The sequence below is a fragment of the Streptomyces sp. NPDC007164 genome, from assembly GCF_040634135.1.
GTDB lineage: Bacteria > Actinomycetota > Actinomycetes > Streptomycetales > Streptomycetaceae > Streptomyces > Streptomyces sanglieri.
The window spans coordinates 1-14,337 of sequence record NZ_JBEYFB010000089.1 but is presented as its reverse complement, the minus strand read 5'-3'; the positions used below and the strand labels follow the sequence as shown (position 1 = coordinate 14,337).

Sequence of the window (14,337 nt, the reverse complement as noted above, 5' to 3'; positions counted from 1 at the left end):
CCCGAACCCGCACAGTCACCCTCGCCGCATGACCAAGGCAAACAGCTACAAATCCGATGGCGCAGCCTTGACGAAGGACATAGAGGCACCCCCCCGCGTCCGGCGAATCCCCCGGGGGGCGACTCAGTTCGAAACATCGTTCGAGGCCGGAAGATAAAGAACAAGCTGACCGCAACCGCAGAAGGCTGCCCCGCGCCGACCGGCAGGGGCGGTCTTGCCGTACGCCCGCCCATCCGGATCTTGCGTACGCTCATCACCGACGAACGAGGAGGACACGATGGCCGACGAGCAGCAGCTCTGGGGATATCCGGAGGTCGCCGCCCACCTGGGCATCAGCGCCTCCGCCGTGGAACGGCGCGGTCCTGGCCGACGGCGGGGACGGCAAGACACCACACCGGGCCTCAACTGGTCCGGTCAAGCCTCTGCAGTCTCCGGAGACTCAAGGCACTGGCCAGTGGTCCGGGCGCCAGTGAGAGCAAGGCCCAGGGCCATCCGACGTGCGCGGCCAGGTGCGGCAGCAGGAGGACCGGTACCGCCGCGAGAGAGTATCCGAGCGCCATCTGCACGGTCAGGGCCGTCCCCACGGCGGTCGGGTCGGAGGAGTCAGCAAGCAACGCTGAGTACATCGGTGAATCCCCGATCACCGATGCCCCCCAAACGATCAACATCACCGCAGTCACTATGTCGGGAAGAAGTGGCAACGCTGGTGCGAGGAGGCAGCAACAGGCCGAGATGGTGACGACTACGGTCGTGACACGGACTCTGCCCCATCGATCGGCTGCGGAACCTGCGCCGAAGCAGCCGATGGCCCCGGCTACGCCGATCAGCAGGAACGGGCCCCATCCCGGGACACCGAGGACAGGGCCCCCCGAACCGGGCAACGCGGCGAGCAACGCGACCGACCATGTCCACAGGCCGTAGACCTCCCACATATGGCCCAGATAGGCCAAGGTGACGAGCCGCTGTCGCCTGTTGCGGAAGAGCTGCCAGGCGGCACCGATCCGTAGTGTGTCGGTCTCGCTCGTGTGCGGGCCGGTCCGAGTCGTCGTCGCCAGCCCGGCTGCCAGTGTCGCGGCAACCGCCGAGATGAGGAGGACACTTCGCCAGCCCGGCAACGGCAGCGTGCGGAGTGCGTGCGGAAGAGCGCTGCCCAACGTCAAGGAAGCCACGACCAGCGCGACTGCCGACCCTCGGCGGGCCAGGGTCCATGAGGCGACGGCCTTCATCCCCGGCGGATACACCGCCGCAAGAGCGATTCCCGTGAGGACGCGCAGAGCAAGGGTCGGCGCGAATCCGATGGGTAGAACCGCAGGCAACGCTGTGCACGCGGCAGCGATCAGCGAGCCCAGCGGCAGGAGTACGCCCGGGCGTACCCGGTCGGCGACGCGCAGCAGCCCCAGTCCCAGCGCTCCGGCCGCGAACCCGAGCAGGACGCAGCTCGTCAGCCACGAGACTTCGCCTGAGTCGAGGTTCCAGTGCCGCGCCAGCTGCGGCGCCACCGCTGACGTCGCGTACCACGTGCTCAGTGCCAGCACCTGGACGAGCGCCCCGAGAGCGACGTTCAATGCGACGGTTCCAGGGCGCAGCCGGTCGTCCATGAGGACCATGGCCGGCACCCGGGTCGACCGCACGTTGCCGCTCACATCGACAGGCTTGTCCATACCGTCTTCGTCTCGAGGTATGATTCGAGGTTCGCGTGGCCCATCTCACGGCCGTAGCCTGAGGTCTTGAATCCACCGAACGGTGCTGCGGCATCAGTGGCACCGTACATGTTGATGTAGATGGTGCCCGCCCTGAGGAGTTTCGCCAGGCGGTTCGCGCGGGCGATGTCACGTGTCCAGATGCCGGCCGCGAGACCGTAGGGTGAGTCGTTGCCGCGCGCCGCGATCTCCTCGAGGGAGTCGAAGGGCTGGGCCACGACGACGGGACCGAAGATCTCCTCGCGTACCGCTGCCATTGTGTCGTCGACATCGGTCAGAACGGTGGGACGCAGGAAGTATCCGTCCGCGTCGGCGCCGGCCGGGGCTACTGCACCGGCGGCGGCAGTCGCGCCACCGGTGAGCGCGCCGTCGATGTAGCCGCGGACTCGGTCGAGCTGGGTTCGACTGATGAGCGGGCCGAGGTCGGTGCTCGGATCGAGCCCCGGTCCGACGCGCATGCTGTCAGCCTGTTCGGACAGGGCGCCCACGACGTCGTCGAAGCGGGAGCGTTCGACGTAGAGGCGTGAACCGGCACTGCACGACTGGCCGGAGTTCGAGAAGATCGCCGATGCCGCGCCGGCCACTGCCTCCTCGACAGGAGAATCGGCGAAGATGATGTTCGGACTCTTCCCGCCGAGTTCCAGCGTCACGCGCTTGACCTGTGCGGCCGCCTTCTGCGCCAGGTGGATCCCGACACGGGTGGAACCTGTGAAGGCGATCTTGTCCACGAGTGGGTGTTCGACAAGTGCCTCGCCTGCTTCCGGTCCGTAGCCGGGGAGGATGTTGAGAACACCGTTGGGCAGTCCGGCCTCGAGGCCCAGTTGGCCCAGGCGGATCGCGACGAGCGGGGTGTTCTCGGCGGGCTTGAGGACGATCGCGCACCCGGCGGCCAAGGCGGGCGCAATCTTCCAAGCCGCCATGAGAAGAGGGAAGTTCCACGGAATGATCTGCGCGACGACACCAACGGGTTCCCGCTCGGTCCGCACCATGGTGTCGGGCACGGACACCGGAATGGTGTTTCCCTCGATCTTGCTGGGCCAGCCCGCGAAGTACGCGAAGTGCTTGATGGACAGTTCCACGTCGTTCTGGCGGGCGGAGCTGCGCACCTTACCGCCGTCAAGTGCCTCGAGGTCGGCGAGTTCTTCGGCGTGGGCCTCGAGCAGAGCGGCGAAGCGCTCGATGATCCGGCCGCGGTCGAGGGCGGACATCCGTCGCCACGGCGAACCGGTTTCCATCGCCGCAGCCGCGGCCCGCACGGCGCGGTCCACGTCGGTGACTCCTGCCGCGGCTGCGGTCGCGATCTGCCGGCCCGTGGCGGGGTTCAGTACGGGGATGGTGCCGCCCTTGTCAGCCGGTACCATCTCGCCGTTGATGAGGAGCCGCGGTGGGGCCTGGAGCAGAGCCGAAACGGCTGGGCTGAGGTCGGGTGTCGTGCTGGCGTCTTCGATGACGCTCATGTCTGGCCCTCCTGAGGCATTGCGTTGCGGTAAGTGAGCGGGTGCGGGCGCCTTAGCGCGCGATGGGCGGCTCGAGCACGGCGGGGTTGGCGATCGCGGGGGGCCGCTCACCCGCCACCCACGCGCGCAGGCCGCGTTCGGCGATCTTGGAGTGCTCGGTCACGACGTCGTCGGAGGCGCCGCCGATGTGAGGGGTGACGGTGACATTGTCGAGGCTGAGCAGCGGATGGTCGGCGGGGACCGGCTCGGTCCAGAACACGTCGAGCCCGGCTCCGGCGATCCGCCCCTCGGCGAGCGCGTTGACGAGCGCGTCCTCCTCCACCACCGCGGCGCGCCCTGCATTCACCAAGTAGGCATCCGGACGCATGAGCCGCAGCTCCCGGTCACCGATCAGCCCGATGGTGGACTCGGCCAGCGGGACGTGGACGGTGACGATGTCGGCCGTGGACAGCACCTCGTCGAGTTCGACGATGCGCGCCTGGTCGCCGAACGCGTCGGACGGGAGGAACGGGTCGTAGACGACGACATCCATGCCGAAGGCCCGGGCCCGCTGCATCATCCGGCGCCCGATGGCGCCACCACCGAGGATACCGAGGGTGCGTCCGGACAGCCCGAGCCCGCGAAAGGTCGAGTAGGGCTCGAACACGTCCTCGGACTTCCATGCACCGCTGCGCAGCCAGCGTTCGGCCCGGCCGGTGTGCCGAACGGTCATGAGAAGCAGTGTGAAGGCGAGATCCGCGGTGACGTCGGCATTGCGGGCCGGGGTAGTCAGGACGGCGATCTCGCGTGCAGTACACGCTTCCACGTCGACGTTGACCGGGTTTGCACGGCAGGACACGACGACCCGCAGCTCAGGTGCCTTGTCCAAGGTGGCTTCGTCGACGACGTCGACCTCGCACACGAGTGCGGTCGCGCGGGCGAGCTGCTCGTCGAGTCCCCTGGTCGCCAGCGATGTGCCGGCCAGAGAGGGCTCGACGAGTTCGACGTCGAAGACGTCCTCGAGCAGCTCGGCTCGAGCTTGGTCGAAGGGCGCGGTGACCAGCAGGAGTGGGCGGGCGCTGTGGGTGGTCTGGTTCGACATGAATTTTCCTTGATTTCGTAGTCAGGGATCAGGTGGTGGTTACGGGGGGTGCGTCCGCGGAGAGGGCGGCCGTGGGTTCGGACGCGGGGCCCGCGTCAGCGGCGTGTGCGGCCGTCTGCGTCGCCCGCAGGTCGGGCCAGTGGTGTCGTACGGCGTCGCGGACGTCGCGGAACACCTGGGCCTGGGCGTCGTGCAGGGCGCGCAGACGGGGGTCCGGCTCGAAGGTCTGCGCGTCGTCGCCGAACTGGGCCAGTGCGGCGGGAAGGTCGGGTGCCGCGCCGACGGCGACGAGGGCCAGCGCGCCGGCCCCGCGGGCGCCGAGTTCGGCGAAAGTGGAGCGGACGATGCGGCGACCGGTCACGTCGGCGACGATCTGGCAGACGACCGGCGATTGCGCCCCACCGCCGCAGAGCCGGACCGTCGCGTCGGCCTTGATGCCCAGTACGTCCATGCATTCGCCCAGGGACAGAGCAATGCCTTCGTAGACGGCGCGCAGCAGTTCTCCCGGGCTGGTGCGTACGGTGATGTTCAGCCATGCCGCCGAGGCCGCGGTGTCCACGAAAGGCGCTCGCTCACCGCTTACGCCCCCGTAGGGCAGGTAGAGCACTCCCCCGGCCCCGGCCGGAACGGCGTTGACGAGTTCTTCGATCTGTGGCCATTCCAGCCCGGCCAGGCCTGTGGCCTCTCGCGCCCAGTCGAGGTTGGGGGTGCCGTTCATCGGGGCGAGGCACTCGATGACCTGAGTTCCCTGGCCCAGGTTGAGGGTGATGACCGGTACGTCGACGGGCGCGCTGACGCGCTCCTGTACGGCGCCGACGAACGCGGTGGTGCCGAGGATGGCGTACGCCTCGCCCGGTCCGACGACTCCCAGGCCGACGCCGCCGGCCGGTGTGTCGACCAGGCCGGTCGCAACGGGCAGACCGACGGGCAGGCCGGTCTCTCGCGCCGCTTTCTCCGTCACTCGGCCGCATACCGCATCGGGTGGGAACAGGGGCGGCAACAACCGACGGAAACCGCCGTGGCCCAGGCCTTCGATGAGCTCCTCGGAGTAGCGCCCCGTGGCAACGTCCAGGTAGGTGCGCGAGGCCTCGGAAGCCTCCGTTCCCACAACTCCCGTAAGTTGGAAACGGATCCAGTCCTTGCAGTTGAGCTGTGTCGCCGCGCGGGTGAGGAGTCCGGGATCACTGTCCTGCAGTTCTTCCAGAAGGACGGGCAGGGCCCCCGGGAACAGGGCCGAACCCGTGGTGCGGCGGACCAGTTCCCCGCGCCCGTCGGCCTCCCATCGAGCCACCCGCTCGGCAGCTCTGCCGTCCAGCCACAGTACGGCCGGCCCAGCAGGGCGTCCGCCGGCGTCCACGAGCCACGCACCGTCGCCCTGGCCCGTCACGCTGAGTGCGAGCAGTTCGACATTGCCGGCTTCGGCCAGTGCCGCGCTGATTGTCTGCCCGACAGCGGACCAGACCTCGTCCATGTCCTGTTCGGCGTAGTGCGGTTGCGGCCGCCGGATACGGACCGCCGATCGGGCGGTCCCGAGCACGTCACCCGTCGTGCTGATGACGACGGACTTGACCGACGTCGTGCCGGCGTCGATGCCCAGCACGGCCTGGACTCGGTTTCTCATCGTTACCTACCTACCTGCCCCGTTCGGATTCTCCAGCGGATCGGCCTGCGGCGGTTACTCGGAGCTGACCCGGGTGGCCGCCGGGGGAACCGGATCGACCTGCGGGCTGTGTCCCGGGGCTTCGACGCCGGCCTCTCGCAGGAGGAAGGTGAGGAAGATCCCAACGACGTAGAGCGCCGCGAGGATCCAGACGACCGGCCCGACACCCAGCGGCCCGACCAGCGCCGCCACGGCCGGACCCCCGAAGTTGCTGAGGCCGGCACCGAGGTTGAGGACCGCGACCGCGGCCGCCTTGTGCTGCGGGGCCAGGAGCGGGACGACGGCCGACAGCGGGACGTACATACCGAGCGCGAGACCGTAGACGATGCCCAGAGCCATGATGACGACATAGTTCGCGCCGACCGCCTGCGGCAGGTAGTAGAACCCGAGCACGGTGATCGCCGTAGCGGCCCCGCCGCCCCAGGCGATGACGTTGATGCGGCCGAACCGGTCGGAGGCGTAGCCGGAGATGAGGTTCGCGGCCACGTTCGCCGCGAGCATGGTGCCCCAGATCGAGGACCACTGCGACTGGCTGAAGCCGATCGTCTTGACCATGTACACGTTGAGGAACACGGCGAACGAGTAGTACGAGATCGTGTTGATGAGGCGGACCGCGCCGCCGACACCGACCTTCGGGCGTTCCTTCATGATGACGATGCCGCGCTTGAGGCCCTCGACGGTCTCCGCACGGGTGACCTTGCGCGCACCGGCCCGGGACTTCACCAGCACCGCGACCATGAGGGCGGCGATCGTAACGAAGACCAGCGACGACCACAGGGTCACCAGCTCTCCCAGCGGGTCCACCGCGACGGCCACGAAGTAACCGCTGATGACGCCCAGGCCCATGGCGTTGAAGAACCAGTACCAGCCGACGGCCTTGCCCATGACCGCGTCGGGTGTCTCCATGGTGACCCAGACCAGGAATCCGTAGGCAAAGAACGGATAGCCGATGGCACGGATCGCGTAGGTCGCGATCATCACGGCGTAGTTCTCCTGCATGACGCCGAGGGTCAGGAACCCGACCTCCAGCACGATCCACAGACCGGCTCCGATGAGCATCACCCTGCGGGGGCCCCAGGCTTCGGCCAGGGCGCCGGCCAACCAGGCGGCGACCGCCACGACGATGCCGTAAGCGCTGAAGAGTCCGGCGACCTGACTGCCGCTGAACCCGCGTTCCTCCAGGTAGGTCGAGAGGAAACTGAGTTCGATCCCGTCGCCGACCATGAAGAGCATGAGGGCGATGAAGCCCCAGAACAGGACCCGGGAGATCCCCTGGTTGGTGAGGGCTTGCGTCCACCGGCTCTGCGGCTGCGCGAGGCCGTCCTGCGTCGTCATAGACTCCTCCTTGAGCCTGAACATTTGTACACTCGGTGAACCGGTGCTCAAACATCATGACTCCGCCGCCTGCGCTGTCAAGGTGCTTCTTTCGCTTTCGTGATGCGAGTTTGGCGACCACCTGTCGGTATTCGACGAGTATGCCCAAATTGCGAGTGGTGCCCCTTCGTCGCAGCCGGGTGCGAACACTTACAGGCGGCAACCCGTACCGGTGAAGGGGTCGTGGACCGCGATCGGGAACGCCGCTCGGGGGCCGTGACGGCGCGCACCTTGGAGTCGACCGGCTTGCGCCGGCCCGCTCCGTCATCGCCCGTATTCATCGGCGCACCACCGGCGCCGGCGTCCGCGGAGCGCGGCTCTGCAGTACCGGTCTCGCGCATCGTCGGGGCGGCTGGGCCGGGCAACTCTCCCGGCTTCGCGCAGAGCCTCCTGGCTTGCGGCAGCAATGGCCCGTGCTCCATCGAAGATCCATCGGACAGCCTTGCGCTCCGCAGTGCGGCCAGGCATCATGGTGAACGGAGGTGCAGTGGTGCGAACAAATGCACACGATCCGTTGCTCGGCAAGGTGGCCCGGCTCTACTACGACCACGGTCTCACCCAAGCCGAGATCGGTGAGCTTCTCACTCTGTCCCGGGTGAAGGTGACCAGAGTCCTTGCCGAGGCCCGACGCGCCGGCATCGTTGAGATCACCGTTCACAGTGACGAGCGTCCCTTCGCCGACATCGAGGCAGCCCTCGTACGCCGGTTCGGCCTGCAGAGCGCATGGGTGTGCCCCAGCCTCGGGCCCGGTGAGGAGCGGTCACCTTCGTCGCTGGGTGTGACCGGGGCGGAGGCCCTCGCCTCGGTCCTCCCGCACGTCCAGCGAGTCGCGGTCGGCATGAGTACGGCCGTCGCGGCCAGCGTCGCCCATCTGCGTTATCAGTCCGACAGCGCCGTCGAGGTCGTGCCCTTGGCGGGAAGCCGCGGCGGGCGCTCCAGTGAAGCCAATCCACACGAGGTGGCTACCACTCTCGCCCGCGTCGTCGGCGGCACGGCATACCACCTGCCCGCCCCGCTACTGGCGACGGCCCCCGAGGCGGCCGCCGCCATCCGCGGGCTCGACGAGGTCCAGGGCACTCTCGATGCCGCAGCCGCAGCCGACGCTCTCGTCGTGGGCATCGGCAGCACGGCCCGCGTCGCCCAGGCTCTTCGCCGCTCGGTCACCGAGACCGAGTTCGCGACTCTCCGGGAGCTCGGCGCTGTCGGGGACGCCTCCGCCCGCTTCTTCGACGCGAACGGTGAAGCTGTCGACGGACCGATCGACAAGCGTGTCATCGGACTGACCTTGGAACACATGCGGGCGATCCCCACCCGAGTGGGGATCGCAGGCGGCATCGAGAAACACATTCCCTTGTTCACCGCGTTGGAGACGGGGCTCGTCAACATCGTGGTAACTGACATCGACAGCGCTCGCTCCCTCCTCACCCGCCCCGTCGCCAGACCCGTGACGGCCTGAAATACTCAGAGGAAACACGATGAAACACCCCACCACAGTCGAGGGCCTGTTCACCCAACTCGCAGAGGTAGGCCGTCTGGCCGTGGAACGCGGCTTCGTGCTGGCCAGCGGCGGCAACCTCTCCGCGCGCCTGCCCGGCAGCGACACCTTCGTCGTCACCGGCGCCGGCACCTGGCTGGACCGGCTCGGCAAGGACGACTTCACGAGCATGACCCTGGCCGGGGACGTCACAGGCGGGGCCGAACGCCCTTCCAGCGAATGGAAGCTGCACCAGCGCACCTACCAGGAGTGTCCGGACGTCAATGCCGTGATACACCTCCATCCCCAGCACACCGTCCTCCTCGATGCCCTCGGTCACAAGATCCGGCTCGTGTCCCTCGACCACGCGTACTACGTGCGCTCCATCGGCACCGTCCCCTACAACCCCAACGGTTCGGACGAACTCGCGGACACCACAGCTGAGCAGGCGAAGACGCACAACTGCGTCATCCAGTCCCACCACGGCTGCTCCGCGCACGCCAAGGACATCGGCATGGCGTTCCGCCGCATCATGAACCTTGAGGAGGCCGCAACCGCGACCTACAGAGCTCTTACGCTGGGTGACCAGAAGACAACTTTCCCTTCAGAGAGTTTTGCGGCTCTGCACCACGCGTAAGCAGCGCCCCACGTTCCCCACGAGGTGCATGCCGAGTACGACGGCAGCGCCAGTTCCTTCCAGCGGGTGCGGGCCCGCAGGACGCCGGCCCGCGGCACGCCGAGTTCGGCGGCCATGTCGAGCACCTGCTGCAGTTCGCCGTCGTTGCGCCGGGTCATGACGACCACGTCGGACGCCTCAACCCCGATGAGGCCGCCGCGTGTGCGGCACTGGTAGCCGTACTCGACCGGGTCCCATACATCGCTGGTCGGCAGCATTTCTGTCAGCATCCGGGCGTCAGACAGGCGGAGTTGACCGGTGCCGGTTAGGTGGCGGCCGTCGCCGATCCACCGCACGAACGCCTGGATCTTCTCCGGGCCGCTGCGCGTCACTGCGGCGGCCGGGACCTGGCCGCTGTGACGCAGTGCGCGCCGCCATGTGACCGGGGGCGGGGCCAGCGGCGGGGTGGCTGGGGGCCGGGTGAGCAGGTCGAGTATGCGGACCGGTCCGCGCTGGCGTGAGTCGGTGCCGGGGCACCGCAGACCGTGGGGCCAGGGTGCCGGCAGGTCCCGGCCGTTCTTGGTGTGCACGGCGGTGAACGCCAGGGGTTCGTCATAGCCGGCCGCGGGCGGGTCGGTCAGCCCGGCCAGCGGCAGCGGGAGCAGTCCGCTGGCTCCGGCCGACATCAAGGGCTGGCCGCAGCCCCGGCACCATCGCACGCTCAACTCCGCGTGGGCGGTGGCGACGACGTCCCGGGTGAACGCGGCGCCTGTGCCGCAGGGGCAGCACGGATACAGGTACAGGTCGCTGTCGCCGGTGTGGTCGCGGGTGGTAGCCAGCCATGCCGGATGCACGCCCATCGCTGTGGCCAGCGCGGTGCGCTGGTCGGCCGACGGCAGCGTCCGCCCGCTGGTCCAGTGCCGGATCTGGTGCGCCCCTGCCCCGATGGCTGTCCCAACCGCCGACGCGCTGAGTTTGACCGCATGGGTCCACAGCCGCAGTCGCCGGGCGAACGGGCCGAGTGCCAGCAGCGTCCAGGCGTCGTGGCCATCGCCGATCGCCCCCCACTCGCCGTCCTCAAAGTCCCAGTTGTGTTCCTGGGCCCGCTCCCGGCACTCGCGGGTCAGCCACCCGCGTACGTCGGCCTCGCCCCCGGTGTCTTCTACCGTCAGGCCGTCCACGCAGTCCTCGGCGCGCTCGGCCTCCTGCTCCGCGTCGTTGCCCGCGAGCAGTCCGAACATCGAGGCCAGCAGCCGGGTCACGACCAGAAGCGACCATCCCGAAGGCGATCGTGCCGGACCACGTGGCTGTGGCCCTCATGCTTCCAGCGTCGGCCGCCGCGAAACCCACCGCATCCCGGCCCCGCACTGTTCCTCCTTCACCCCAGGCCGGGTGTCCGGCTCGCGGCTTCCAGCGCAGTGCCGACCGGGTGGCCTGGGCAAGCAGCCGCGGGAAAAAGCTTGCCCCAGGCCATCGGCTTGCCCGAGCCAGGCCCGTCGGCGGAACAGGCCGCGGAGCTTGTGGTGTCGGTGGTGAGTACTTGCAGGCACACGTGGTCGGCTCCTGCGTCGAGGTGCTCTTGAACGCGTCGGCGCCGGTCTCCGTCCGCAGTCGGGACACGCGGCCGACGCGGCTTGCGACCGCACAGCCAGCCGAACCTCCGTATCCGTCAGTGCCACTTCCTCGACCTGAACCCCGACACCTGGCAACAGAACGTCCGCGACGCGAACCCCACCCATCACACAAGACCGATGCCCAACTACCCCCAAAATGACGACAGAGCCCAGAAGTTGAGCCAGAGCCACTACTCGCGAATAAAGCCAGGCCCGGTGTGGTTGCGATCGAGTGATCAAAGGACGCGAGCCAGTGCGTCCGGCCCCACGAAGTGCAATGGTGGATCGCCGCGCAGGAACCGCAGCACCTCCTCCACGGCACTTGCGCCGAGCCGCTGACGGCACTCGGCGGTGCCCGCCGCCTGATGAGGGGTCAGCAGAACGTTCGGCAGTTTCCGGAACAGGTGGCGGACCGGCAGTGGTTCGGTGTCGAAGACGTCGATCGCAGCGTCCAGCCGGCCCGCCGACACCTGCGCCAGAAGCGCGTCCTCGTCGACGAGCCAGGAACGGGCGGTGTTGACCAGACCGGCGCCGTCGGGCATCAGCGCCAGTTCGCGCGCACCCAGCATGCGCCGGGTCTCGGCGGTGGCAGGGGCGTGCACGGCGACAATCCGGCTGCCACGGAGCAGTTCGTCCAGCGGCACCACCCGTACCGCGAGCCGCTGTGCGTCCTCGGCCGTCAGATACGGGTCGGTGACCGCGACCTGTGCCCCCAGTGCCTTCGCCAGCTCGATGTACGCACGACCGGTGCGGGACGCTCCGACGACGCCGATCGCACAGCCCTGGATCTCGTGCCGCGGCGGGGCCTGGCCGGCCTCGTCCCAGTCGGCTCCGCCGCGCAGCGCGTGGTCGAAGCGGTGGATGCGGTGCAGCAGGGCGAGGGTGAACGCCAGGGCCACCTCAGCGACCGGGCGTGCCATCGCGTCACCGGCCTGGGTGACGAGGATCCCACGCCGGAAGACTTCCTCGGTGACGTACGGGGCGACCGCCGATCCGGTGTGGGCGACGATCGCCAGTTGGTCAGCGACGTCGAGGAGTTCCTCGCTGAGGCGAGGCGTTCCCCAAGCGGTGATCAGGGCACGGGCACCGGGCAGCGCCGCACCGAGTGCGTCCCGGTCGGTGTGCTCGTCGAGGACGGCCGGCTGCGCCGCGGCGCAGAGGCTCTGCCACACCGCGGGGGTGAAGAACTGCTCACGAAGGTGCGGGGGTACGGCGACGACGACCCGCGGCAGGCGGGCCGCCCCCGGGTCAGGAGAGCCAGTCATCGATGTGCTCCGCGACGAAGTCGTCGTCGGTGAGCCAGGGGTAGGCCGTGGCAACCCGGGTGATCTCTTCGGCCTGGCCGGGAGACAAGACCTCCTTCGGATCGAGACACCAGATGCCCTCCAACAGACCCTGGCGGCACAGCACTTCATGGACACCAGCGATACAGCCGCGGAATCCGCCGCGCACGTCGAACACAGCGCTGTTGGCGTCGGTGAGCTCCGGACGGCGGGCGAGGCAGCCGACCATGGCGTCGTGGTCACCGGCGCGTGCCCGCCGGACCTGATCGAGGAGGGTGACGGCGGAGCCGGTCCAAACGGACCACTGGCCGAGCAGCCCGCCCGCGAACCAGCGCGGCCCGCCGCCCGCCGTCTCGTACGGGGTGAGCAGATCACCGATGATGTCGTCGTCGTTGCCGGTGTACAGCGCCACCTCGTCGGCCCGGTCGGCGGCGGCCACGGCGCGTACTACATCGGCGGTGCGGTAGCGGTCGAAGGGCGCGATCTTGATGGCCGCGGTGTTCGGCAGGTCTGCGAATGAGCTCCAGAACGACGGCGAGAGATAACGGCCGCCGACGGCCTCCTGGAGGTAGAAGCCGATCACCGGCAGCACCTCGCCGACGGCCCGGGCGCGGTCCAGCAGACCCTTCTCGTCGGCACCGGGCACGGCGGGGCTCAACAGCACGGCGTCGTAGCCGAGGGAGGCTGCGAGCTCGGCTTCGAAGACGGCCTGCGCGGTGTGGCCGCAGGCCCCGGCGACGGTGACGACAGGGTGGCCGGCCTCGTTCCGCACGGTCTCAGCGGCGAGTTCGAGGACTGGTGCCAGCAGGCCGATGCCCGGTTCGCGGATCTCGAACTGGGTGGTGTGGACGGCGACCGCGACGCCGCCCACGCCGGAGGCCAGGTAGTAACGGGTCAGTGCGCGTTGCCGACGTTCGTCGAGCTTGCGGTCGGCGCCGAGGGCGAGTGGATGAGCGGGGATGACGGCTCCCTCAGCGAGCACGTCCATCGGAGTGCATGCCGGGGCTGCCGCGGCCGCCGAGGAGGGTACAGGTTGGGGAGCGGTCGCGGCTACGGGGCCGGGTGCAGGCGCGGTCGCGGCTACGGGCGTACGGGACACGGGGATCAGAACCTTCCGTCGCGGACCTGGAACTTGGTGGGCTTGCCGGACAGCGGCAGCCCGCGGTGCAGCCAGTCGGCCTGCCAGCGGACCAGGGTCCGCAGGGACACGTCCGGGTAGCCGAACAGGGCGTGGCAGGTGCTCGCGTCGGACAGCAACGCGGTCGGAGTCTCCTCGCCGGCGATCACGGGATCCTTGCCGAACTCCTCACCGAACCAGTGCGCGAGCCGCCGCACGGACGCGGTCTCGGGCCCGGTGAGGTTGAGGGTGAAGGGCTCCGGAGCGGAGGTGTGCAGCAGCGAGCGCAGAGCGACCTCGTTGGCGTACCCCTGCCACACGACGTTGGCGTGGCCGGTGGTGACGTCGACCGGCTCGCTCGCCCGGACGGCGGAGGCGATGTCGGCGAGGACGCCGTAGCGCAGGTCCACCGCGTAGTTGAGCCGAATGGCGGCGACCCGGGTGCCGCGAGTGAGGGCCGCGTGGCCGAAGATCCGCTCCCGGCCGAGGCAGGACATGGCGTACTCGCCGACCGGGCCGACGGGGTCGTCCTCGGTGCAGCCGCCGGAGGAGACCGGCACCTGTGGATAGACATTGCCGGTGGAGAATGCGGCGATCCGGGCGTCCGGCCAGCGGCGGGCCACCCGGTCCGGCATCGCGGCGTTCACGGCCCAGGCGTGCGAAGGCGCCCCGGCGGAGCCGAACTTGGCGCCGACCATGAAGACGACGTTCTCCGCGTCGGGCAGTTCGGCCAGGCTGGCGGCCGGATCCATGAGGTCGAAGGGCACGGTACGGACCCCGGCGTCCTCCAGCTGTTGTGCCGCGACCGGGTCGGACCAGCGGGAGACGGCGTGCACGGTCACGTCGGTGCGGTCAGCGGCGTCCAGTGCCCGGCGGGCGAGCCGGCACAGGCTGGGGCCCATCTTGCCGCCGGCGCCGAGCACCAGCAGATCGCCTTCGAGGCGGCCGAGATCGGCGACGAG

Annotated in this window: 11 protein-coding genes; 2 read left to right on the top strand and 9 right to left on the bottom strand. The window is 69.1% G+C overall.

Features of this window, described 5'->3' with window-relative positions:
* Positions 1–401: 401 nt before the first annotated feature.
* The 5 genes from ABZ622_RS40465 to ABZ622_RS40445 are packed head-to-tail and all read right to left on the bottom strand — an operon-like array spanning position 402 to position 7,233.
* The gene (locus ABZ622_RS40465; RefSeq protein WP_360552138.1) at positions 402–1,661 is read right to left on the bottom strand and encodes an MFS transporter; all 1,260 of its coding nucleotides are present in this window, start codon (positions 1,659–1,661) and stop codon (positions 402–404) included.
* Positions 1,640–3,157, bottom strand: coding sequence for an aldehyde dehydrogenase family protein (locus ABZ622_RS40460; protein WP_360552136.1), 1,518 nt, complete (start codon positions 3,155–3,157; stop codon positions 1,640–1,642). The genes ABZ622_RS40465 and ABZ622_RS40460 overlap by 22 nt, the downstream gene beginning before the upstream one ends.
* Before the next feature lie 52 nt (positions 3,158–3,209).
* Entirely contained in the window at positions 3,210–4,238 is a 1,029-nt protein-coding gene (locus tag ABZ622_RS40455; RefSeq protein WP_360552134.1) for an NAD(P)-dependent oxidoreductase, read from the bottom strand.
* 28 nt (positions 4,239–4,266) lie between these two features.
* A complete protein-coding gene (locus ABZ622_RS40450) occupies positions 4,267–5,859 on the bottom strand; it encodes an FGGY-family carbohydrate kinase (RefSeq protein WP_360552132.1) in 1,593 nt (530 codons plus the stop codon).
* 54 nt (positions 5,860–5,913) lie between these two features.
* Positions 5,914–7,233 (bottom strand): MFS transporter, encoded by a 1,320-nt coding sequence (locus ABZ622_RS40445; protein ID WP_360552130.1) that lies wholly within the window; start codon positions 7,231–7,233, stop codon positions 5,914–5,916.
* Positions 7,234–7,762: 529 nt separating this feature from the next.
* Between ABZ622_RS40445 and ABZ622_RS40440 the strand changes: the two genes are divergently transcribed.
* The gene (locus ABZ622_RS40440) at positions 7,763–8,728 is read left to right on the top strand and encodes a sugar-binding domain-containing protein (protein WP_360552128.1); all 966 of its coding nucleotides are present in this window, start codon (positions 7,763–7,765) and stop codon (positions 8,726–8,728) included.
* A 19-nt stretch (positions 8,729–8,747) separates the two neighbouring features.
* Positions 8,748–9,383 (top strand): class II aldolase/adducin family protein, encoded by a 636-nt coding sequence (locus tag ABZ622_RS40435; protein WP_360552126.1) that lies wholly within the window; start codon positions 8,748–8,750, stop codon positions 9,381–9,383.
* Here ABZ622_RS40435 and ABZ622_RS40430 read toward each other — a convergent pair.
* From ABZ622_RS40430 to ABZ622_RS40415, 4 genes are all read right to left on the bottom strand, one after another.
* Positions 9,308–10,624 (bottom strand): helix-turn-helix transcriptional regulator, encoded by a 1,317-nt coding sequence (locus tag ABZ622_RS40430; protein WP_360552124.1) that lies wholly within the window; start codon positions 10,622–10,624, stop codon positions 9,308–9,310. The two genes, ABZ622_RS40435 and ABZ622_RS40430, sit on opposite strands and share 76 nt — an antisense overlap.
* Before the next feature lie 587 nt (positions 10,625–11,211).
* Positions 11,212–12,240 carry a hydroxyacid dehydrogenase gene (locus ABZ622_RS40425; protein WP_360552122.1) on the bottom strand — a complete coding sequence of 343 codons (1,029 nt, stop codon included), beginning with the start codon at positions 12,238–12,240 and terminating at the stop codon, positions 11,212–11,214.
* Positions 12,224–13,246, bottom strand: coding sequence for a dihydrodipicolinate synthase family protein (locus tag ABZ622_RS40420; RefSeq protein ID WP_360552120.1), 1,023 nt, complete (start codon positions 13,244–13,246; stop codon positions 12,224–12,226). The genes ABZ622_RS40425 and ABZ622_RS40420 overlap by 17 nt, the downstream gene beginning before the upstream one ends.
* A 116-nt stretch (positions 13,247–13,362) precedes the next feature.
* Positions 13,363–14,337, bottom strand: a 975-nt coding sequence (locus ABZ622_RS40415) for an NAD-dependent epimerase/dehydratase family protein (protein WP_360552118.1), incomplete at its 5' end; no start/stop codon positions are given.

What these genes read in the sequence shown, in the direction of transcription:
- ABZ622_RS40445 (WP_360552130.1), bottom strand. Translation starts at nt 7,233, where the DNA reads ATGACGACGCAGGACGGCCTCGCGCAGCCGCAGAGCCGGTGGACGCAA.
- ABZ622_RS40450 (WP_360552132.1), bottom strand. Translation starts at nt 5,859, where the DNA reads ATGAGAAACCGAGTCCAGGCCGTGCTGGGCATCGACGCCGGCACGACG.
- ABZ622_RS40425 (WP_360552122.1), bottom strand. Translation starts at nt 12,240, where the DNA reads ATGACTGGCTCTCCTGACCCGGGGGCGGCCCGCCTGCCGCGGGTCGTC.
- ABZ622_RS40460 (WP_360552136.1), bottom strand. Translation starts at nt 3,157, where the DNA reads ATGAGCGTCATCGAAGACGCCAGCACGACACCCGACCTCAGCCCAGCC.
- ABZ622_RS40420 (WP_360552120.1), bottom strand. Translation starts at nt 13,246, where the DNA reads ATGGACGTGCTCGCTGAGGGAGCCGTCATCCCCGCTCATCCACTCGCC.
- ABZ622_RS40435 (WP_360552126.1), top strand. Translation starts at nt 8,748, where the DNA reads ATGAAACACCCCACCACAGTCGAGGGCCTGTTCACCCAACTCGCAGAG.
- ABZ622_RS40465 (WP_360552138.1), bottom strand. Translation starts at nt 1,661, where the DNA reads ATGGACAAGCCTGTCGATGTGAGCGGCAACGTGCGGTCGACCCGGGTG.
- ABZ622_RS40455 (WP_360552134.1), bottom strand. Translation starts at nt 4,238, where the DNA reads ATGTCGAACCAGACCACCCACAGCGCCCGCCCACTCCTGCTGGTCACC.